Annotated in this window: 16 protein-coding genes; 11 read left to right on the forward strand and 5 right to left on the reverse strand. The window is 63.1% G+C overall.

Annotated elements, in window-relative coordinates:
* Positions 1-92: 92 nt before the first annotated feature.
* From KP004_RS15775 to KP004_RS15800, 6 genes are all read left to right on the forward strand, one after another.
* Positions 93-425: a phasin family protein gene (locus tag KP004_RS15775; RefSeq protein ID WP_216799395.1), complete on the forward strand. Its 333-nt coding sequence runs from the start codon at positions 93-95 to the stop codon at positions 423-425.
* Positions 413-2,098: an ABC1 kinase family protein gene (locus tag KP004_RS15780; protein WP_216799396.1), complete on the forward strand. Its 1,686-nt coding sequence runs from the start codon at positions 413-415 to the stop codon at positions 2,096-2,098. Before KP004_RS15775 ends, KP004_RS15780 begins: the two co-directional genes overlap by 13 nt.
* A 192-nt stretch (positions 2,099-2,290) precedes the next feature.
* Positions 2,291-3,208: a UDP-3-O-acyl-N-acetylglucosamine deacetylase gene (gene lpxC / locus KP004_RS15785; protein WP_216799397.1), complete on the forward strand. Its 918-nt coding sequence runs from the start codon at positions 2,291-2,293 to the stop codon at positions 3,206-3,208.
* Positions 3,209-3,349: 141 nt separating this feature from the next.
* Positions 3,350-5,611, forward strand: coding sequence for a sensor histidine kinase (locus KP004_RS15790; protein ID WP_216799398.1), 2,262 nt, complete (start codon positions 3,350-3,352; stop codon positions 5,609-5,611).
* Positions 5,612-5,638: 27 nt separating this feature from the next.
* Positions 5,639-8,812, forward strand: coding sequence for a DUF3971 domain-containing protein (locus KP004_RS15795; RefSeq protein ID WP_216799399.1), 3,174 nt, complete (start codon positions 5,639-5,641; stop codon positions 8,810-8,812).
* A 114-nt stretch (positions 8,813-8,926) separates the two neighbouring features.
* Entirely contained in the window at positions 8,927-9,346 is a 420-nt protein-coding gene (locus KP004_RS15800) for a hypothetical protein (RefSeq protein WP_216799400.1), read from the forward strand.
* A gap of 56 nt (positions 9,347-9,402) precedes the next feature.
* Here KP004_RS15800 and KP004_RS15805 read toward each other — a convergent pair whose 3' ends face one another.
* The 3 genes from KP004_RS15805 to cdaA all read right to left on the reverse strand — a co-directional run bounded on the left by KP004_RS15805 (position 9,403) and on the right by cdaA (position 13,464).
* Positions 9,403-11,079: a B12-binding domain-containing radical SAM protein gene (locus tag KP004_RS15805; protein ID WP_216799401.1), complete on the reverse strand. Its 1,677-nt coding sequence runs from the start codon at positions 11,077-11,079 to the stop codon at positions 9,403-9,405.
* A 64-nt stretch (positions 11,080-11,143) separates the two neighbouring features.
* Positions 11,144-12,166, reverse strand: coding sequence for a C40 family peptidase (locus KP004_RS15810; protein WP_216799402.1), 1,023 nt, complete (start codon positions 12,164-12,166; stop codon positions 11,144-11,146).
* A 128-nt stretch (positions 12,167-12,294) separates the two neighbouring features.
* Positions 12,295-13,464, reverse strand: coding sequence for a diadenylate cyclase CdaA (gene cdaA, locus KP004_RS15815; RefSeq protein WP_216799403.1), 1,170 nt, complete (start codon positions 13,462-13,464; stop codon positions 12,295-12,297).
* A 186-nt stretch (positions 13,465-13,650) separates the two neighbouring features.
* Here cdaA and ubiE point away from each other — a divergent pair, with 186 nt between their 5' ends.
* Complete coding sequence (ubiE, locus tag KP004_RS15820; RefSeq protein ID WP_216799404.1) at positions 13,651-14,358, forward strand: bifunctional demethylmenaquinone methyltransferase/2-methoxy-6-polyprenyl-1,4-benzoquinol methylase UbiE; 708 nt, start codon at positions 13,651-13,653, stop codon at positions 14,356-14,358.
* Positions 14,359-14,590: 232 nt separating this feature from the next.
* Here ubiE and KP004_RS15825 read toward each other — a convergent pair whose 3' ends face one another.
* Positions 14,591-15,166 carry a class I SAM-dependent methyltransferase gene (locus KP004_RS15825; protein ID WP_216799405.1) on the reverse strand — a complete coding sequence of 192 codons (576 nt, stop codon included), beginning with the start codon at positions 15,164-15,166 and terminating at the stop codon, positions 14,591-14,593.
* A gap of 389 nt (positions 15,167-15,555) precedes the next feature.
* Here KP004_RS15825 and KP004_RS15830 point away from each other — a divergent pair, with 389 nt between their 5' ends.
* From KP004_RS15830 to KP004_RS15845, 4 genes are all read left to right on the forward strand, one after another.
* Positions 15,556-15,876 (forward strand): hypothetical protein, encoded by a 321-nt coding sequence (locus KP004_RS15830; protein ID WP_216799406.1) that lies wholly within the window; start codon positions 15,556-15,558, stop codon positions 15,874-15,876.
* A gap of 179 nt (positions 15,877-16,055) precedes the next feature.
* The gene (locus KP004_RS15835) at positions 16,056-17,390 is read left to right on the forward strand and encodes an OmpP1/FadL family transporter (protein ID WP_239026833.1); all 1,335 of its coding nucleotides are present in this window, start codon (positions 16,056-16,058) and stop codon (positions 17,388-17,390) included.
* A 25-nt stretch (positions 17,391-17,415) separates the two neighbouring features.
* Positions 17,416-19,881, forward strand: coding sequence for an Ig-like domain-containing protein (locus KP004_RS15840; protein WP_216799408.1), 2,466 nt, complete (start codon positions 17,416-17,418; stop codon positions 19,879-19,881).
* Between the two features lie 231 nt (positions 19,882-20,112).
* Positions 20,113-21,738 (forward strand): fumarate hydratase, encoded by a 1,626-nt coding sequence (locus KP004_RS15845; protein WP_216799409.1) that lies wholly within the window; start codon positions 20,113-20,115, stop codon positions 21,736-21,738.
* Between the two features lie 168 nt (positions 21,739-21,906).
* Here the strand turns inward: KP004_RS15845 and KP004_RS15850 are convergent, their stop codons facing one another.
* Entirely contained in the window at positions 21,907-22,410 is a 504-nt protein-coding gene (locus tag KP004_RS15850; RefSeq protein WP_224984964.1) for a chemotaxis protein CheX, read from the reverse strand.
* Between the last annotated feature and the right edge of the window lie 103 nt (positions 22,411-22,513).

Here is a 22,513-nt window from a genome sequence, read left to right on the forward strand (position 1 = left end):
GGTGCAAGTTTGACAACGGGCGCCCCGCCGATATCATTAAATGGCGCCTATGAGGAAGGCGTGCCACTACCAGTTGCCAAAGGAGGGATACCATGTTCGAACTGTTCGAGAAGGCTGTGCTGACGGCGCTCGGCGCGGCGGCGCTCACCCAGAAAAAAGGGGAGGAGCTGATCCAGGAAATGAAGTCCCGCTACAAGATCAGCGAGGAGGAAGGACGCGCCTTTCTGGACCGGATCCAGGAGATGGCGCGCACGGGACAGCAAAAAACCGCCGAGGTGGCCGAAGCCGAGGTGAAGAAGGCGCTGGACCGTATGGGCATGGTGCCGCGCGAGGATTTCGAGAAACTGGAACGGCGCGTCAGGGCGCTCGAGACGCTTGCGGCGGAGAGCGTGGCCTCCCAGCCGGAGGATGAGTGCTTAGGATAGTAAACATAAACCGCAACGTCAGGAGCATCCGGCGTTACCGTCAGATCATCACGGTGCTCGGCGGCTACGGGCTGGGGCACCTGCTGGAGTACCTGAACCTCGGCCAGGTGGTCGACTTCTCGCGCCGCGTATTCAGGCGACGATCCCCGGTGGCGGAGCACCTGACGCCGCCGGAGCGCCTGCGCCTCGCCCTGGAGGAGCTCGGCACCACCTTCATCAAGCTGGGGCAGCTCCTCTCCACCCGCGCCGACATCATCCCCGCCTCGTTCGTCCAGGAACTGGCCCACCTGCAGGACAAGATCCCCTGTCTTCCCTTCGAGGAGATCAGGGTGCAGATCGAGCACGAGCTGGGGGTCCCCCTGGAACAACGCTTCCTGCACGTGGAACCGGAAGCGATCGCGGGGGCCTCCATCGCCCAGGTGCACCGCGCTACGCTCATCACCGGCGAGGACGTGGTGGTCAAGGTGCGCCGTCCGGGGGTGGTCGAGGCGGTGGAAACGGACATCGACATCCTCATGGGAGTGGCGCTCCTCCTGGAGCGCCACATGGCTCGTAGCGACATCTACGACCCGGTCGGGGTGGTGCGCGAGTTCTCCTACACCATCAGGCGCGAGATGGACCTGACCCGTGAGGGGCACGCCATCGAGAAGATCCGCGACAACTTCAAGGGGGACCCCAACCTCTACTTCCCACGGGTGTACTGGGAGGCCACCGCCAAGGGGGTGCTCACCACCGAGTACGTCGAGGGGATCAAGGTAAGCGACATCTGCGCCATCGAGGCGGCGGGGCTGGACCGGCGCGAGATCGCCCGCCGCGGCGCCCGGGCCTTTCTGGAGATGGTACTGGAGCACGGCTTTTTCCACGGCGACCCCCACCCCGGCAACGTGCTGATCTTCAAGGACAACGTGATCTGCCTGCTCGACTTCGGCATGGTGGGACGGCTCGACCCGGCGGTGAAACGCTACCTGACCGACGTCCTGGTGGCGGTGATCAACCGCGATGTGGAGGGGCTAGCCTACGTCATCGTGGAGGCCGGCGACGCCGGCGAAACGGTGAACATGCAGGCCCTGAAAAAGGCGCTCGCCGAGTTCATGGACAGCTACCTCGAGATCCCTCTCAAGGAGATCGAGGTGGGCCGCATGCTCATGGAGTTCATCGACCTGATCTCCACGCACCGCATCAAGGTGCACCCGGACCTGACCATGCTGGTCAAGGTGCTGGTGGTGGTCGAGGGGATGGGGCGCAAGCTCGACCCAGATTTCGACATGGTCGGGCACCTGCGCCCCTTCCTGGAGCGGGAGTTCCGCCGCCAGCGCTCCCCCGGGCGCCTGTTCCAGGAGATGGAGCAGGGGGTGGAGGGCTACCTCACCCTGGCGCGCAACCTGCCGCGCGACATCAAGGAGATCCTGAACAAGATCAACCGCAACAAGTTCCGCATCGACCTGGAGCACCGCGGGCTGGACCGCTTCTCCAAGGAACTGGACCGCTCGGCGAACCGGCTCTGTCTCTCCCTGATCATCGCCGCGCTCCTGATCGGCTCGTCCATCGCCATGCAGGGCAACCGCGGCCCCATGCTCTGGGGCTTTCCCGCCTTCGCCTTTTTCGGCTTCAGCTGTGCCGGGATAGTCGGGGTGTGGTGGATGGTCGCCATCCTCCGCTCCGGCAGACTGTAGCAAAAAAGCCACACTCCCCGTTGCACTGGCACCACAGGCGCAAAATCACCACACCCTCCCCCCGCCCCTACCGCCGCCCCGCTACCGTCTACACACCCGAAGCTGCGACCTTTTTTCCAATGAGAAACAGCGCGCCCGATTTGGCTTATTATTTGCTAGATAGTAAGCATACTGATTATCGGGAGCAAGCAGATGATATTCCAGCAGACATTGGGCAACAAGGTAACCTTCAGCGGCATCGGCCTGCACACCGGCAAGACGATCACCATCACGCTGCGTCCGGCTGAGCCCGGCACCGGCGTCGTCTTCCACAGGGTTGACCTCACCCCGGCTGTCTCCATCGAAGCGCACGCCAGCAACGTGGTCAACACCAGGCTCTCCACCACCATCGGCCGCGGCGAAGTAAGCGTCTCCACCATAGAGCACCTCATGGCGGCCCTGTACGGCTGCGGCATCGACAACGCGCACGTCGACATCAACGGCCCCGAGGTCCCGATCATGGACGGCAGCGCCGCCCCCTTCGTGGCCGCCATCGTCAAGGCCGGCATCAAGGAATCCAAGAAGCCGCGCAAGTACCTGGTGATCAAGAAGCCGGTTTCCGTGACCGAAGGGGACAAGAAAGCCTCCATCATCCCGTCGCGCCACTACAAGATCTCGTTCGACATGCAGTTCGCCCACCCGGCGGTGATGAAACAGCACCGCTCGCTGGAGTTCAGCCAGTCGAGCTTCACCGACGAGTTTGCCGCCGCCCGCACCTTCTGCTTCCTCGCCGAGGTGGAGATGATGAAGGCCCACGGCCTGGCCCTGGGGGGCTCCCTGGAGAACGCCGTCGTCATCGGCGACCAGGGCGTGTTGAACCCGGAGGGGCTCAGGTTCCAGGACGAGTTCGTACGCCACAAGATCCTCGACTCGGTGGGCGACCTCTCCCTCGCCGGTCACCGCCTGATCGGGCACGTGAAGGCCACCAAGTCCGGCCACGACCTGAACCACAAGCTGGTCATGGAGCTCCTGAAGCGCCCGGACTGCTACACCCTGATCGAGTTCACCCCGCAGGCGTTCAACGCCCCGTTCAACATCGCTCTGCCCGAGCTGGCCTGGCTGGAGGCTTAGAGACAGGTTAAGATTAAGGTTGAGTTTGAGAAAAACCGAAAGACGAAAAACCACAAGCAGCTCCTCCGGGGGCTGCTTTTTTCGTTGCCGGGCAGCATGGAAGTGCTTGAAACTCCTCACCCGTTCGTATAAAGTGGCGTGATGCCGATGTCCGACCCAAAAGGGGGCCTTCCCCCGCACAGCCAGGGTGCCGAACTCCCCGCCGGAGAGATCCGAAAGCGCAAGCGCGAGGCGATCATCGTCTGCGTGTCGCTGCTCTCGATCGTGCTCCTCACCTACCTCGAGATCCACCTGTCGCGCCTCTCTTCCGAGGTGCCGATGGGGAGCAACATCGTCATCTTCGCCATCATCAACGTCATCATCCTGCTCATCATCCTGCTGGTCTATCTGGTGTTCAGGAACATCACCAAGCTCTTCCTGGAACGGCGCAAGAACACGCCCGGGGCGAAGCTGCGCACCAAGCTGGTGCTCGCCTTCGTCACCCTGTCGCTGGTGCCGACCATGCTGCTGTTCTTCGTTTCCGCCGGGTTCATCACCAACAGCATCCAGAACTGGTTCAACAAGCAGGTGGAAACCTCCCTGAACGAATCGATGGAGGTGGCGCAGGTCTACTACAAGACCTCGGCCGCCAACGCGCTCTACTACGGCGACCAGATCAGCGAGGCCATCAAGGAAAGAAAGCTCCTCAACGAGGAGAACCTCCCCCAGTTGAAGGCCCTGGTGCGCCAGAAGCAGAAGGAGTACAACCTCGGCGTGGTCGAGGTCTTCTCGGCCCAGCGCGAGGAACTATTCCGCGCCGGCAACCCGAAGCTCCCGCTGGGCGAGTTCACCAACCCCTCCTCCGAGGACATCAACGTGGGGCTCGCCGGCCAGAAGCTGACCCGGGTCAACGCCATCGGCAAGGCCGACCTGATCCGCGGCATCGTGCCGATCCGGAGCAACTTCAACAACAACGACGTGGTCGGGGTCATCGTGGTCAACTACTACGTCCCCTACTCCCTGGTTTCGAAGATGAGGGAGATCTCGGCCTCCTACCACGAGTTCCGCCAGTTGAAGATCATGAAGCACCCGATCGCCACGGGGTACATCCTGACCCTGTTCCTGATCACCATGGTGATCGTCTTCCTCGCCGTCTGGTTCGGGGTCTACCTGGCCCGCAGCCTCACCATCCCGATCCAGGAACTGGCCGAGGCGACCCGCCAGGTGGCCGAGGGGAACCTGGACGTGCACCTGGGCGAGGGGGGCGGCGACGAGATCGGCATGCTGATCGCCTCGTTCAACCGGATGACGGAGGACCTGCGCGAAAACCAGCTCGCCCTGCAGCACACCAACGAGGAACTGCAGAAGAGCAACCTGGAACTGGAGCAACGGCGTCGCTACATGGAGGCGGTACTGGCCAACGTCACCGCCGGCATCATCTCGGTGGACAAGGACGGCCTGCTCACCACGGTGAACAAGTCCGCCGAGAAGCTCCTTTTGATCAACAGCGACAAGGTCACCGGGAAGAACTTCCGCGAGGTGCTGCAGGTCGAGCACCTGGACATCGTCAAGGGGCTTCTGCGCGACATGGTGCTCGACAAGCACGACGCCATCGTGCGCCAGGTAACCATCCCGATGCGCGACGGCGAGCTCACCCTGCTCACCAACCTGACCGTCCTCAAGGACGAGAACGACGCCTTCATGGGAATGGTGGTGGTGCTGGACGACCTCACCTCGCTGATCAAGGCCCAGAGGATGGCGGCCTGGCGCGAGGTCGCCAGAAGGATCGCCCACGAAATCAAGAACCCGCTTACCCCGATCCAGCTCTCGGCGCAGCGACTGAGAAAGCGCTACCTCGCCCGCTTCGAGGGTGAGGAAGAGGTCTTCGACCAGTGCACCAACATGATCATCAAATCGGTGGATGAACTGAAAGGGCTGGTGAACGAGTTCTCCAACTTCGCCCGGATGCCCGCCTCGGTCCCCAAGCCCAACGACCTGAACGACATCCTCAAGGAGGCGCTCACCCTCTACGTCGAGGCGCACCGCCATATCCGCTTCACCCTGAACACCGACGAGCAGATGCCACACATCATGCTGGACCGGGATCAGATCAAACGGGTGGTGATCAACCTTTTGGACAACGCGGTGGCCGCCATCGAGGGGGAGGGAGAGATCGAGCTCGCCACCCGCTACGACAGCACCCTCAAGATGGCCACCTTCACCGTATCCGACACCGGCCACGGCATCGCCGCAGAGGACCGCCCCCGGCTTTTCGAGCCGTACTTCTCCAGGAAGAAGAGCGGCACCGGCCTGGGCCTCGCCATCGTCAACACCATCATCTCCGACCACCACGGCTTCATCCGCGCCAAGGAGAACCACCCCAAGGGGAGCCGCTTCATCATCGAGCTACCCGCCGACGCCTGAACTGCGGAATGAGTGCAGAGATAAGATATGCCGCTTAAGAAAATACGGGCCTGGCTTTTGCCGCTTTTGGCCACCATACTGACCGTCGTCATCCTGGGGGCGAGCCTGCTCCCCCGCCTGCTCGACCTCGACACCTACAAGGCCGACATCCTGGCGCAGGTGAAAAGTTCGCTGAAACGGGACCTGCAGTACCAGACCGGCGCATTCACCATGCGGCTCACCCCCGCCTTCACCTTCACCGGCGTGACCATCAAGGAGAAGGACGGCAGCACCGACTTCGCCACCGCCGACCGGCTCACGGTCAAAATCGCCATCCTCCCGCTCCTGCGTCGTGAAATCGTGCTCTCCCGGATCGAATTGGAGCGCCCCACGCTCAGGCTGTGGCGCGACCGCCAGGGTGTCTTCAACATCGCCGACCTCCTCACCCCCAGCAGCGGCGAAGCCCCGGGGATTCACGGCGTCCAGCTCAAAAAGGCCCAGATCCGCTTCACCGACTACGCCTTCTCGGAACAGCCGGTGATCACCGAACTGTCCGACACCGACCTGTCGCTGAGCCGGATCACCCGCGGCAGGGATTGCGACTTCAAACTGAACGGCCAGCTTGCCTCGGGCAGGAGCAAGGTCCCCATCCACCTCTCCGGTGTGGCGGGGATCCCGGCGGCAGGGGTGTCCTTCGCCTCGATGCCGGTGCACGGCAAAATCAAGACCGGCCCCATAGACGTCGGTCATTTCTGGCCCTATTACAGCCGTTTTGTCCCGTTTAGAAGCCTCTCCGGGCAACTGGAACTGGAGGCGAGCCTCAAGGGACATCTGAACGCATTCAAGGGGAAGACCGAGTTCCACTTCACCAGGATGAACCTGGACTATCCCAAGGTGTTCCACGCGAGGCTCACGCCTAAGTCCTTCAAGGGCTCCTGCTCCCTCGAGCTTACCAACCGCGACCTCGAGATCGATCACGTCAAGGTCGACCTGGACGGCTTCAAGGTGAACGGCAAGGTGAAGCTGTCCGATCTGCACTCCGGCGACCTGCGCATCACCGCCAGCGCCGGCAGCAACAGCTTCAACCTGCGCGACTACCGCCAGTACATCCCCTACGGCATCATCGTCGACGGCACCGCGCAGTTCATCGAGCAGAAGATCACCGGCGGCGTCTACCGCCTCGACCAGGGGCGCCTGGACGGGAGGGTAAGCCAGATCCTGCACATGGAGCGGGGGCAGAACTACAACGTGCTCTACATCAAGGCCAACGTCGAGGATGGTGTGGTCAACTACGGCTCCGGCATCCCCGTGTTCACCGGCGTGAAGGGGCAGCTCGAGCTCTCCGGCAAGGACTTCATCCTCAAGGGGATGACCGGCAGGTTCGGCTCCTCCCCGCTCTCCCTTGAGGGGCGCATCACCGATTACCCTCTGGACCACCCCTCGCAGTACCCGTTCACCGCCAAGGTACAGCCCAGGCAGCCCGAGGTGGTCTGGCTGCTGGGAAAAGGGATCGGCTCGTTCACCACCAACTCCATCCTCAACCTCAAGGGTGAGGGGGGGACCGCTCTCTACCGGCTCTCCGGCGACAGCGACCTCGCCACCGCAGCCTACAGCTTCAAGGATCTGGTGGCAAAGCCCGCCGGGCGCACCAACAGCGTCTCCTTCAGCATGGATTTCGACAAGGAGCAGTTCCGGATCACCTCGCTGCACTACCAGCTCCCTCCCGCGTCTCTTTCCGCCACCGCGGTGAGCCGGTACGACGGACCGGTCACCTTCGATATCAGGACCAACCAGTTTCAGAGCACGGAGGTCGGGCAGTTGGTCCCCATGGTGAAGAAGTACCACCCCACCGGACTGGTCCAGCTCCTGTTGCATGCCGCCGGCCCCGACATGGACCGACTCACCTGGAGCGGCAACGTCGGCCTCTCCGGGGTGACCCTGAACCCGGGGGATAAGATCAAGCCGTTGACCGGGGTGAACGGCACGGTCAAGGTGAACGGTGAGACCTTCGAGACCTCGCAGCTCCAGGTCCGACTCGGCAGCACCAGCATCAGCGGCCGGGGCGTTCTCACCGGCCTGCAGAATCCCAGCTGGCAGATGACCTTCAGCTCCCCCTCAGTCGATCCCGCCGACATAGGCTTTGCCACCGGCGGCGCGGCGGTGCGAGTGGAGCGCGTGACGGGGAACCTCACCTACCAGAAAGACAACCTGCAGATCGCCTCGCTCTCAGGTTCCCTGGGCAAGACCTCGCTCCAGGTGAAGGGGAGCGTCAAGGACCTGCAGCACCCGCTGGCGGAGCTGGTGGTGAGCGCGCCCTACCTGAACCCCGACGACCTGATGCCCCTGTTCGGCGGGCCCGGCGGAGACGGTCACCTCACCGTGCGGGCTCACGTGACCGCGACCGAGGGGAAACTCAAGGACTTCCCCTTCCAGCACCTGAAAACCAGCGTCTTCTATGAAAACCGAGTGCTGCAGCTGCTCCCCTTCGAGTTCAGCTCCTTTGAAGGTGAGGTCACCGGGAGGCTCTACAGCGACCTCGTAGCGCCCGCGCGACACACGCTGTCATGCAGCGTGCAGAAGGTATCGGCCGCGGCACTCCTGCACTCACTGGGGGTCAAGAAACAGGAGGTGACCGGGGCCATGTCGCTGCAAGGCGATCTGAGTGTGCGGGGGGAGAGCGCGGCGGATTTCAGGCGCAGCCTCCAGGGGAACGTGAAGCTCAGGATCGAGCGCGGCAGCATCCGGAAGTTCTCCACGCTCTCCAAGATCTTTTCCATCCTAAACGTGTCCCAGCTCTTCAAGGGCCAGCTCCCCGACATGGTTTCGGGCGGCATGCCCTTCAACAAGATCACCGGGGACATCGCCTTCAGCAACGGGGTCGCCATGACCCAGAACCTGTTTGTGGACAGTAACGCCATGAACATCTCGGCGGTGGGCAAGGTGGACCTGGTCAAGAACGAGCTCGACCTGAACGTGGGGGTGCAGCCGCTGCAGACGGTGGATAAGGTAGTGAGCAAGATACCCATCTTCGGGTGGATCCTGACCGGAAAGGACAAGTCGCTGATTACCACCTACTTCGAGGCGAAGGGGCGCATCGAGGATCCGCAGGTGACCGCGGTGCCCGTCAAGTCGCTGGCCAAGGGGGTTTTCAACATCTTCAAGCGGGTCTTCGAACTGCCCGCGCGCCTGATCACCGACACGGGCGAAGTTATTGGCCGTTAGGGCTTTTCGTAGCTCGCGTATACCAGACTTTTTTTAGTTGTAAAGTCAGTTACTGTTGTGCTATTTTTTCTAACCGTTGTGAATTCCTTAATTTCATCCAACACGGAGGAAACTGTGAAGAAGACTTTGGTCGTATTGTTGGCAATCGTTGCCGTGGCAGCTGCCGGCTGCAAGAAGAAAGAAGAAGCTCCGCAGGCACCTACCCAGGAGGCACCGGCTGCAGCCCCTGCAACCCAGATGCCCGCAGCAGCTCCGGGCACCGATCCGCACGCTGGTCTGAAGCCGCAGGAAGTAAAGCCGGGCGCAGGCCATAAAGGTAAGGTCCTCGAGACCATGGACTCCGGCGGGTACACCTACGTCCTGATCGAGGAGAAAGGCGAGAAACTGTGGGTTGCAGCAATGCAGACCCCGGTGAAAGTCGGCGACACCGTTGAGTTCCCGGACTCCCCGCCGATGATCAACTTCCAGAGCAAGACTCTGAAGCGCACCTTCGACAAGATCATCTTCGCACCGGGTCTGGCTGTCAACAAGTAAGCCCTCCCCGCAGCAAGGATAAAAAAAGGCGCCCCCCGCAAGGGAGGCGCTTTTTTTTATTTGCCTCGACCGACTCCCGCCTGGGCGGCACCCTCCAGGGCGGCCTCGTCAGCGGGGTCCAGTTCCAGCGCCCTCTGGTAATGGCGCGCCGCCGCGGCACGATCCCCCTGCGCCAGGGTCAACTCCCCCAACGCCACATACGCGGGCAGGTGGTTGGGAACGAGCTGCGCCAACTGCCGGTAGGATCGCGCGGCGCCAGCCAGGTCGTCGGCACGTTCCTGCAGCCCCGCCAACTGCAGCCATCCCCAGGGGTTGTCCGGTTCCTGCCGTGTCATGGCGCGGCAGATCCTTACCGCGCCCTCCCAATCCCCGTCCTGCTCCAGCGCTTCCGCCTGCAGCAGCTCGGTCACGAAGCTGTACCCCACCAGCTCCCGCTGCGCCGCGAAGTCGGCACGAGTGAACCGCGCCTTCTTGCCGGCCTTTTGCAGCGCTTTCATCATGGACTGGCGCGAGCATTCCACGAACGGGTCGCGGCGCACCAGAAACCCCTCCCCTTCTTTTTCCTCGAAGAGCTGGGCCGGAACCTCGCGCCGCCGCACCGCGCCGTGCAGCAGTTCCGTTCCCGGGTAGTACACCAGGGGTGATACTTGCCCGTCCTGGGGCCTGATCCTATCGATCAGGCGCACGGTCTGCTGCAGGTCCTCGTCGGTTTCCCCGGGAATCCCGGTGATCAGATAGACGGAGAGGTTGATCCCCGCCTTGCGCGCGGCGGCCGCGGCACGCTCCACGTCGGCCGGCAGTATCTTCTTCCCCAGCGCCTTGAGCATCTCCGGCGAGCCAGACTCCACGCCGAACTGGATGCACTCGCATCCGGCGCGCTTCATGGCCACCAGCATCTCCTGGTCCACGGCGTTGACGCGGGACTGGCAGTTCCAGAGGATGTGCAGCCGCTGCTCTTCGATCAGGCGGCAGATCTCCAGGACGCGGGCGCGGTTGGCGGTAAAGGTGTCGTCCCGAAAGGAGAAATAGATCAGCCCGAAGCGCTCCTTCAACAGCCGCAGCTCCTGAACCACGGAGGCGGGGGAACGGAAACGGACGCCGCGCCCCCAGAACAGGGGAGACGAACAGAAGAGGCAGCTGGCCGGGCACCCCCGCGAGGTGATCACGAATTCGAGCTGGCGCCGCAGGTCGACCCCGATGGTCTCGCCCGGGTCCGCGCCCGGCAGGGGGAGCCGGTCCAGCTCGGCTACCGCAGCACGCGCAGGCCCCAGGGCCACATCGTTTCCCTCCCGGCAGGCAACGCCCGCGACCTGGGACAACGGCCGCCCTTCGCTACGTGCCTGCACCAGTTCCAGCAGGGTCTGCTCCCCTTCCCCCAGCACGATGGCGTCCACCTCCCGGTGCCGTTCCAGTTGCTCACGCCAGGAATGGGTGGCGTGCGGTCCGCCGAAGACGACGCAGCAGGCGGGATCGACTTCCTTGGCGAGCGCGGCCAACCGGACGGATTCCGAGCGGTTATGGGTGAACTGGGAGACGCCGACCAACTCCGGGGAGAGCCGCTGCAGCAGGTGGCGCACCTCGCTCCAGGAAGTGCGGGAAAGGTTGGCCAGGATGACCCGGTGCCCGGCCTCCCTGAGCACCGCGCTCAGGGAAAGCAGGCCGACCGGCAAGAGCGAGGTGAACGGGTCCTTCGCCCCTTGGGGATGACACTTGTACGCCAGTAGAATCTTCATGCGCAGCCCATAAAAAAATCCGGCCCGAGGGCCGGATTCGTTGACGATTGGTGGGGAAGACCGGCTAGTTGCTGGTCAGGCCATCCTCTTCCATCGAGTTTTCGGAGTTGTCCTCCTCGACGCCGAGGATCAGGTCGTCGAGTTTGAAGACGTCGGGGTTGACCTTGGCGATCCGCTTGGCACCCAGAAAACGCGAGCGGTAGTAGGAGGTGTTCAGGGAGGAGATCACCACCCTGCGGTCACGCGAGGAGGCGTGGATCATCTTGTTGTTGCCCAGGTATATGCCGACGTGGGAAGGGTAAGACGCGTAGGTTGCGAAGAAGATGAGATCGCCCCTCTGCAGGTCCCCCGGCGCAACGGCGTTGCCGACCTCGAACTGTTCGCGCGCGGTGCGCGGCAGCGAGACTTCCAGTTCCTTGAAGACGTGCTGCACGAAGCTGGAGCAGTCGATGCCCGAGCGCGAGCTCCCGCCGAAGCGGTAGCGGGTCCCGAGGAAACCGTAGGCGGATTTCTTCAGTTCCTTGATGCTGTCGGCCTTGAGTTCGGTGTTCTTGGAAAGATCGACCTGACGTTCGGGCTCGAGCGAGGCGAGTTCCTGAATACTCTGTTCGTAGTCCTTCTCATTGAACAAATCGGGGTGACGCAACTGCAGCTTCTTGGTAACCTTGACCTTCGGCTCGTCCGCAGGCTCGCGTTCCTTGAGTACCAGCACCTTTCCCGCCTTGACCCTGCTGCTGGTGAGGCCGTTCAGCCTCTTCAGCTCGGCGACCGAAACACCGGTCTTCTTGGCGATACGGGACAGGCTCTCGCTCTTTTTAACCTTGTACACCTTCGTGTCGGCGGCGGCCGATGCGCTCTTCCCCTCGGATACGGAGCGGGGCGGGATGACCAGGAGCACGCGCGGTTTGACGCTGTTGCCGACCAGGTTGTTGGCAGCCTTCAGCTCTTCGACGGTGACGTTATATTTTTTGGCGAGCGAGTATAAGGTTTCGTGCTTTTTTACGCGATGGGTCTTTGCGGCGAAGGCGAGCGAAGGTACGGAGAGCATGACGATGCACAGGGTAAAGAGCTTCAGGCTTTTTATCATGAATCCTCCTTCATTGTTTTAGAAAAAAAAGCGGGTGCGTCAATTTATATAACAAAAGACGCACCCTGTCAACTTTTATGACCTTTTACTGCCCGGCCTGGAAACAAAACCCCTATCCTTTCAACAGCTTATCGCTTACGCGCCGACGGCCTCGGTTGTTTCTTTTCGACGGTCACCCGTACCAAAGAGCGGTCCAGGTTCACCACCACTACGCCGGGGGGGAGGCGGATCAGGTCCTTGCTGATCTGGATGTTGTTATTCCCTTCCTTTGCCTTGGACAGGTCCAGGTCCACCACGATGTCGAGGTTCTTGGGCGAGGCGACCAGGTTGGAAAAGGACTTGAGCTGCAGGTCCACCTCGTCAGGATAGCTGCGGGTCAGGGTGAGGTTGTCCGGGAGGTTGTGGAAGGTGACCGGGGCGGTCACGGTGAGGATCTCCCCCTGGCGGTAGGTGATCAGGAGCCAGCTCACCATAACCACGCAGAAGATGGCGACCTTGGGCCAGAAATTGGAGAAGAGCCGCTTGAAGACGCCGACGCGCTGTTCCTCGCGGGACAGCGGCTGCAACAGGGAAGTGAGCCGCTCGTGCAGCTGGGCCTGGGACGTCATCACCGCCAGCTCCCCCTGCAGCGACAGGGAGACCTCGCCCCGCTCCTCGGAGACCACCACGATGACCGCGTCGGAGCGCTCGGAGAGGCCGAGGGCGGCGCGGTGACGGGTTCCCAGGTGTTGCGGCACCTCGGCGCTGACCGACAGCGGCAGATGACAGGACGCGAGGGCGACCCGGCCGTCCTTGACCAGCACCGCCCCGTCGTGCAGCGGTGAACCTGGCATGAAGATGCTGGTGACCAGGGAACCGCTCACCAGGGAGTCCATGGGAACACCGTGCAGAATCAGGTCATCCAGGAGCTCCTCGCGCTGAAAGACCACCAGGGCGCCGATGCGCTGGGAGGCGAGCGAGAAGACGGTGGCGGAGAACTCCAGCAGGTCGAGCCGCACCACGCTCTCCTGGTGTTCGAACAGGTTGCGCAAAAGGCTCAGGCGGTACAGGGCCTGCCGGATCTCGGCCTGGAACACGACGATCAAGAGGACCAGGAGCACGGTCCCCAGCTCCTGCAAAATCCAGCTCGTCATGAAGAGCCCCAAGCTCTTGGTGACGAAGTAGATCACCCCGAGGAACAGCAGCCCCAGCACTACCTGGAGCGCCTTGGAGTTCTTGAACCAGCTGTAGAGCTGGTAGAGCAGGAAGGTCATGATCAGGATATCGGCGATATCCTGCGGCCTGATTTGCGGGAACAACGGGGGCCTCCTTGCGGAACGGCGCGGGCGGGGAGCCTGAAGCGGACGGCGTTAAAACATGGCGGGCCGCTTTTTGCTGGCAAGCCGTGGCGCTTTGTGCTAAAAATCAAGCCTTGCAAAACGGCTCCCCACAACGGGAAGCGGTCAAAATTTATAGCATTTCAGGCGCCAAAAAGGTAGGAAAATATGTACGCATTGTCGGAAAAGGGTGAGCGCATCCGCGCCATGTTCGGGAGCATAGCTCCGCGCTACGATCTTTTGAACAGGCTCCTGTCGCTCGGCATCGACCGCCGCTGGCGCCGCTTCGCCGTCGGCAAGATCGGCCTGCGCGGCCCGGGGATGGTGTTGGACGTGGCCACCGGTACCGGCGACGTGGCACTCGAAATAGCGACTCAGACCCCTGCTTCCGTCAACATCGTCGGCATCGACTTCACACCGGAGATGATCGAGCTTGGGCGCGTCAAGGTACAGGAGTCCCGCCACGCCGGGCGCATCAAGCTCGAGGTGGCCCCCTGCGAAGACATCCCCTACCAGGACGGCAGCTTCGACGCCGCCACCATCTCCTTCGGCATCAGGAACGTGGTCGATCGCATCAAGGGGTTGACCGAGATGCGCCGGGTACTCAAGGACGGCGGCAAGATCGTGATCCTCGAGTTCTCCACGCCGACCATGCCGGTCTTCAAGGACATCTATCACTTCTACTTCCTGAAGGTGCTCCCCAAGATCGGCGGCGCCTTCTCCCGGTTCAGCGCCTATCAGTACCTGCCCGACTCAGTCCTCGAGTTTCCCTCCCGCGAGGTGTTCAAGGGGATGATGGAGCAGGTCGGTTTCAAGGACGTGCACCACTTCGACCTCACCGGCGGCATCGCCACCGTCTACGTCGGGACGAAATAGAAGCAGGTCAAGGTTGAGGTTAAGGTTAAGAAAAAGGCTGTGGTCAATGACCGCAGCCTTTTCTTTTGCCCCGAATCCCGGCACGAGAGGTCACCCCACTTAGCGGAGGTTCATGCGGATATATCGGGATGAGCCGATACATTTGCCACGCAGCGCAACACCTGATGCCGCGGCCCCCCTTGTGAAAGGGTGGGCAGTGGGGATTTGCCGTACCCCCAAAGCTTTCTTAACCTTAACCTGCTTTCTGAAACATGACCCGCGCCACCGGCATCTCCGGTGCGTCGACCTCCTCTTCCAGCAGCAGAATCCTCCCCGGATAGCCTCCGAAAACCCGCCCCAACTCCCCAGGTTGCAACAGGAAATCCTTGCGATGCTCTCCCGGCATCCCCGGCGCGTCCAGTATGGTCTCCATGAGCAGTACCCCTCCCGGGGCCAACGCATCCACCAGCGCCGGGATCAGATCCCGCATCAGAAAGTTGAAGTTGAGGATCAGGTGGTACTCCCCTTCCGGGCGCCAGGACTCCAGGTCGGCCTCGACGAACTCGACGCCGACACCGACCTCGGCCGCGCGTCTCCTGGCGCGCTCCAGTCCCCGCGGAGAGATGTCCACCCCGGTCGCCTGAAAACCGTGCTGCGCCAGGTAAATGCTGTTACGCCCCTCGCCGCAGGCAAGATCAAGCGCACGCCGCCCGGGAACCAGTGAGATGATGCGCTCCAGGGAGTCGGCCAACAGTCGCGAAGGGGTCAACGAAAAGAAATGTTCCGGGCCGCTGTAACGCTGGTCCCATTTGATGCGATCGGATTCCATACCGTCCCCTCCCTGCCTTTCTGCAAGCCGTGCCCAAAATCCGCATTTTCGTTCCCATTGTCAAGCCTTTCCGCTGCCCGAAGGAGGGGACTGGCTCCGCCAGGTGCCTGTCCCCTTAGTCGTTGGGGGAGCTGGCTGAGCCCAAAGGAGCGTTCCGCTAGAGGGACTGGCACCTAAAGGAGCCAGTCCCTTCTGCCGCCGGGAGAACTGCTTTGCGCCCCCCCTCCCCTTGCGGGAGGGGGTTAGGGGGTGGGGGAACTTGCCATGTTTTCCGCAGCTTGCAGCTTCACCCTCCCCCCAGCCCCCTCCCGTCAAGGGAGGGGGAGGTGAACTCGCGACATTTTCTGTCACACACCTATGGTTTCCTGTAGAAAAACAGGAGGTGCACCATGATCTACCTAACCAACGATGCGCTGGACCAGGCAGTTTATTTCGAGATGCGGGGCAAGGAAGCACTGCGCACCGGCAAATCTTTCCAGCAGGTCTACCACGGGCTCCTGGGCAACGGGGTGCACGAAGTCGAGGTCACCCTGAAACGGAAACGGGGCTCCGTCGAGGTCGCCTTCGGCGATAGCGCCCTTTTCTGCTTCGTGGAAGAGGACGCCCTGCGCCGGATGCTGGAAGGGATGATGAAGGAAAAGACCGTGCACTGCCCCCGGCTCCCCCTGCTTGACTTCGACCTCACGGGCGGTAGCATTAGCAGATGCTAATTATTGCCGACCCCACGGGGTTCACATGCGAGCGAGTGTTCCACGGCGCACTGCTCCCCTCGGGCCAAAATCCTCCGGCTGACGCGGCCTTGCCACCTGCGGCAACGACGGTGGCGGCCGGTTACCGGCAGGATCGGCAGGGGGGAAAACCAATGAAAAAATGGCTGTCGTGTGTTTTGATGCTCTGCGCCCTTACGGGGCTGTCCGGCGTCTGTCACGGAGCGGGCTTCAAGGTCAGCGAGCAGGGAGCCAAGGCGATGGCGATGGGGAACGCCTTCGCCGCCCAGGCCGACGACCCCAGCGCCCTGTATTTCAACCCCGCCGGCATCGCCTTTCTCCCGGGGATCCAGGTGAATCTTGGGGCGCTGGGCATCATGGTGCCCCAGACCGAGTTCAAAGGAACCACCCCCCTGTCCGGCACGGCCCCGCTGGACACGGGGACCGCCACGGCTATCGAGCATTCACGGCGCGACATAGTCATCGCCCCCACCCTGTACGCGAGCTATGCGCTCGACACCCTTCCCCTTTGCTTCGGCTTCGGCGTCAACGCGATCTACCCGCTGTCCAAGTCCTGGAGCGACTCCAGCGTCTTCCGCAACCAGGTCCAGATCGCGTCGATCAAGCCGGTCAATTTCCAACCCACCGTCGCCTACCGTTTCGACGACCTGAACCTCGGGGTCGCCGCCGGCATCGACGTCACCTACGCGCAGGTGACGCTGCAGAAGTCGCTCTACTCGCCGGTCATCGACCCTACCGCGCCGGCGCCCCCCTTCGGGGCCTACGAGCTGGGCTCGCTCGGTGTGGACGGCACCGGCACCGACGTGGGGTACAATTTCGGGCTCCTGTGGAAGCCGCGCAGCGACTTGAACTTGGGCCTCGCCTACCGGAGCAAGATCACGCTCGGCATCGAGGGAGACGCCAACTACCTCGCCACCACCCCGACGGGCATGGGCGCCATAGGCCTCGCCGACTCTGCCGTCTTCCCCTATACCAGGGCCCGCGCCAGCAGCAGGGCCTCCACCAGCATCCCCCTCCCCGACACCCTGGATATCGCGGTCGCCTGGCGCCCGACCCGGAAACTCACCCTGGAATTCGACGCCACCCGCACCGGCTGGAGCAGCTTCAAAAAGCTCGAGCTCCACTTCGACTCCCCCGAGTTCGCCGCCTTCAACAATCAACTCGACCCCAAAAACTGGCGCGATGCCTGGAGCTACAAGTTCGGCGCCCAGTACCAGTTGAATCAGCGTCTGGCCCTGCGCGCCGGCTACTCCTTCGATGAATCTCCCGTCCCGGACCGGACCGTGGACCCGCTGCTCCCGGACGCCGACCGGCACAGTTTCGCGGTGGGCGCCGGCATCGGCAACGCCCTGGGCACAGTCGACCTCGCCTACATGTGGGTGCACTTCGTGGACCGCACGGTGCACAACCAGGACATGACCGCCTTGCGCGGCGCCAACGGCGTCTTCAAGAGCGACGCCTACCTGTTGGCCGCCAACCTGAACCTGAAGTTCTGACGCCTGATCGTCTGCGGAGGAAACCATGACCCAGCACCTGCTACGCCTGTTCGGCATCCTGCTGCTCCTCCTGACCCTGGCCGGGTGCGGCTCGGATTCCGGGATGAGCCAGTCGGTGAGCCCCAACACCGCCCTCTTCGACCCCGCGACCAGCGAGATACCCCTTCCCAACGTGCTGGCCACGGCCACGGCCCGGGACCCGCTCACCCAGTACACCGACCCGGCCACGGGAACAGTCGGAGTCAGGCCGGCCAACCGACCGATGAACCCGCTGGAAGCCCTCGCCTACGTGAACCGCTACGAGGTCGGAGGCACGAACGCGGTGGCCGGGGTCAATGCCCCGATCTACATCCGCTTCGCGCGTCCGCTGCAACCCGCCACGGTCAACGCCGACACCATCAGGGTGTTCCGCATCGGGGCCGACAGCGCGGCGCCCAACGCCACCGAGAACAACACGCTCAGTTTCAGCGACGTGACCGGCAATTTCAGCTTCAGCTATACCCCCGGGCGCAGCGATGTTTCGCTCTTCCCGACCTTCCCGCTCCAGCCCGGCAGCCGCTACCTCTACCTGGTGACCAACCGTGTCAAGGACGCCGCCACCGGCGGCTCCGTGAGCAGTTCGGTCTACTTCTCGGCCCTGAAGTCCGAGCTCCCCCTGCTGGGCCCCTTCGCGCCGCTGGAACAGATCAGGGCCAACACCGTCGACGGCACCGGCAACGTGCTCTTCTCCGGCTACGCGAAGGTGATGAACGACCTGCTCGCGGCGTCCTCCGTGACCAGCGTGTCGAGCCGCAGCCAGATCGCGCTTTTGGGGCGCTTCAACACGACGGCGGCAGGCTTTATCACTACCGACCCGGCCGATCCGGTCGGGAGCCTGGTCCCGGTAGAGAGCGCGCTGCGCGCCTTCGCCGCCGGCAGCGACCTCCCCGGCGGCCTGCCCGGAAAGACCTGGCTCGGTACAGGCCTGAACGTCGCAACCGTTACCGCCACACTGCCGCCGGCAGCATACTGGAGCGCGGTCCTGGCCGGTACCGGCATTCCTGCAGTAGCGCCGGCCAGCGTTGGGACGGTGGTGACAGGGACCATCGCCAGCGCCGACATCTCCATGAACCCCGTGGTCGCACGGGGCAACCCGGTGATGAACCAGAACCTCGCCTTCGGCAGTTACAGCGCGGCCAGTGCCGCCCTGCTCCCCTTCCGCGATGCCGGCACCGGCAGGCTCACCGGTTTCTACTACACCGATCGGCGCATCCCCTTCGTCTACTTCGCCCCTGCGGGAACCGCTCCCGCAGGTGGGTGGCCGCTGGCCATTTACCAGCACGCCATCAACGGCAGCAAGGAGCAGGCGATCGCGGTGGCCGGCACCCTCAACGCGGCGGGGTACGCGGTGGTCGCCATCGACCTCCCGTTGCACGGCGCCCTCGCCCTGCCGGGGCACGTAACCGGCACCGTCTGGGGCGAGGACTTCATCGCGCTGGGAGCGCCGCTTGCCGCGCGGACCAACGTCCAGCAGGCCGCCTTCAACCTGGACCGGCTTGAGTTGGTAGCTGCGACGCAGGGATTCGCCGCACTGGGGGCCAACGCGCCCAACCCGACGCTCAAGCCCAAATACGTCGGCGTAAGCCTCGGCGCCATCGTCGGGACCTACTACCTGGCCGGCAACACCACCCTCTCCGTGGCTCCAGGCACCCCTCCCTACACCCAGGCCACCCTCGACGCCGACATGAAGGGGCTCCTGAGCGTCCCGGGGGCGCGCATCGCCTACCTGCTGCGTGACAGCGTCGATTTCGGCCCCAGCATCAATGCCGGGCTCGCCCGCGCCGGGATCACCGCCGGCACGCCGACCTACGAGAAGTTCTTCCAGCTCACCCAGTCGGTGTTCGACCCGGTCGATCCCGCCACCATGACCACGCCGCTGCCCGACCTGCGTACCGGGAGCGCGCTCCCGTCGAGGCTTTCCGGCAGGGTGCTGATCCAAGAGGCGACCAGCACGGCCTTCGACGCCAACGGGCGCCCGACCAACGGCGACCTGGTCATTCCCAACTGGAGCACCCGTTACCTCGGCAACGCCCTGGGGGGACGAGGCGCACTGGGGACTCCTGAGGCTCGCGACGTAGCGCCCGGCTTCGACCAGTTGAGCTATCTCTCCGGCCGTGTCCCCGTTCCGTTCATGATGACGGTGTCCGGCGGCGCCGTGGTCCCCAAGATCGCGTCCGCCGCAGGAGACGCTAGCGCCAGTGGACCACGCGAAGGGTATTTCCAGTTCGACCAGCCCGACGTGAGCCACGGCTTCCTCATCGACCCGGTCACCTCACCGCAGAGCTTCCTGCTCGGCCAGCGGCAGATGTTCTACTTCGTAAAAACCGGGCTGGTGATCGACCCCAGCGTCGTCTCCGCCTCGCTTCCCAAGGCAAGCCGCGCCCTGCCGTCACTGCCCCCCTATCGGGTGATCCCGGCGCCGGTGTCGCGGCTCTTCGTCTCCCCATCCTGATCCACTTCGGGGCCCCGCCATCCCAGGCGGGGCCCGCCATCCTTCGGCACCACTCACACCACGTACCCCCTCCCCAATTCCTTTGCAGGCCCTCTCCACCTAAACTTAGCTCTCGACAAAATTGGCCTTTTGCAATATATTCCGCCAATCGTGTATACATTTTTTGCCGTGCCGTCCGCACGGTTACGGATACCAGTCACCATCAATCCCACGCAAAGGAGAACAGAACCGATGGCAACTCCAGAGTTCAAGTACCAGGAAGCTTTCCCGCTCGGGCCGGACACCACCAAATACCGCCTCATCCCGGACTCCCAGCAGTACGTTTCGGTCGCCAACTTCGAAGGGCAGGAAGTGCTCAAGGTAGCTCCGGAGGCCCTTACCGTGGTGGCCAACACCGCCATGAAGGACCTCTCTTTCCTGCTCCGCCCGGAGCACAACGAGATGGTCGCCAAGATCCTGACCGATCCGGAAGCCTCCCAGAACGACAAGGGTGTTGCCCTCGCCTTCCTGAGAAACGCCGAGGTTGCCGCCAACTTCGAGCTCCCCATCTGCCAGGACACCGGCACCGCCATCGTCATGGGCAAAAAAGGCCAGCAGGTCTGGACCGGCGCCAACGACGAGGAGTACCTCTCCAAGGGGGTCTATAGGACCTACACCGAGGAGAACCTGCGCTACTCGCAAACCGTGGCCCTCGATATGTACAAGGAGACCAACACCGGCACCAACCTCCCGGCCCAGATCGACCTGTACGCCACCAAGGGCGCCGAGTACAAGTTCCTGTTCATGGCCAAAGGTGGCGGCTCCGCCAACAAGACCTACCTCTACCAGGAGACCAAGGCGCTCCTCAACCCGGACAGCCTGATCAAGTTCCTGGTTGCCAAGATGAAGACCCTGGGCACCGCGGCCTGCCCGCCGTACCACCTCGCCTTCGCCATCGGCGGCACCAGCGCCGAAGCGTGCCTGAAGACCGTAAAGCTCGCCAGCGCCAAGTACCTCGACGCGCTCCCGACCAGCGGCAACGAGCACGGCCAGGCCTTCCGCGACCTCGCCCTCGAGGCTGAGCTCTTGAAGGCGGCCCAGGAGTCCGGCATCGGCGCCCAGTTCGGCGGGAAGTACTTCGCCCACGACGTGCGCATCATCCGCCTGCCGCGCCACGGCGCCTCCTGCCCGGTCGGCATGGGCGTGTCCTGCTCCGCGGACCGCAACATCAAGGCCAAGATCAACAAGGAAGGGATCTGGGTCGAGCAGATGGACGACAACCCGGGGCGCCTCATCCCCGAGCGTTTCCGCGGCAAGCACGAGCACGGCGTCAAAATCAACCTGAACCAGCCCATGAAGGACATCCTGGCCGAACTCTCCAAGCACCCGGTTTCGACCCCGCTGCTCCTCTCCGGCACCATCGTGGTCGGCCGCGACATCGCCCACGCCAAGTTCAAGGAGATCCTCGACTCCGGCAAGCCGCTTCCGGAGTACCTGAAGAACCACCCGATCTACTACGCGGGCCCGGCCAAGACCCCGGCAGGCAAGCCCTCCGGCTCCTTCGGCCCCACCACCGCGGGCCGCATGGACTCCTACGTCGACCTCCTGCAGGCCAACGGCGGCTCCATGGTCATGATCGCCAAGGGCAACCGTTCGCAGCAGGTAACCGACGCCTGCAAGAAGCACGGCGGCTTCTACCTCGGCTCCATCGGCGGCCCGGCTGCGATCCTCGCCGAGGAGAACATCAAGAAGGTCGAGTGCATCGACTTCCCCGAGCTGGGGATGGAGGCGGTCTGGAAGATCGAGGTCGAGGACTTCCCGGCGTTCATCCTGGTGGACGACAAGGGGAACGACTTCTTCAAGCAGTTGGGGATTTAATCGTGGCAGTGAGGGGGGCGAATGATTATTCGCCCCTACAACATCTCGTTGGAATGAAAAAAGCCCCCGTTGCCGTCATGGCAGCGGGGGCTTTTCTTTAGAATACGGCGTGGCGCGTGGTGCGGGAGGTTTTTCCAGCCCCTAGTCCCCAGCCCCTAGTCCCTGCCGTTACATATAGACCATGACCCGGAAGTGGAGCCTGCCATCCATGGTGGTGAAGGGGATGGTGACCCCCTTGCACTGCACGCTCATGCTCCCGTCCATGGTGGACTGCTCGGGAGGATCGGTCATCGGCCGCAGCCGCCCGGAGAGGACCAGCGGGAGCCCCAGCGCCACGCTGCCGTACTGTTCGTGGTACTTGGTCTTGAAGACACCGGCGATGTTGTTGGCGACCTCGCCGACCGCGTCGTTGATCGCCTCGTCATCCGCCTCGTCCAGCATCAGGAGGTCCTTGGCTATCTGTTCGGCCGGCCCCTTCTCGGTGGCGAAGATGATGTAGCCGACCCGGTCTCCGGCCACCCCGACGATCCCCACCACGTCGCTGTGCAGCGGGTTTATCTTTTTCTCGACCTTCCCTGCATAGATGTCGGTGTTCATGTAGCTCTTGAAGGTATCCTGCGTGGCGGACATGATGGTGAACATGATTTCTTCGAACGTTATGCTGTTGCTCAAGGCAACCCCCTTTGGGCAATTGCAATTGACAATTGGCAATTGACAACGAATTTCCTGCCTTCCCTATTTCTTCGTCACTTTCGTCGATAGCTTTAGAACACAT

The sequence above is a fragment of the Geomonas oryzisoli genome (assembly GCF_018986915.1).
Classification (GTDB): Bacteria; Desulfobacterota; Desulfuromonadia; order Geobacterales; family Geobacteraceae; genus Geomonas; species Geomonas oryzisoli.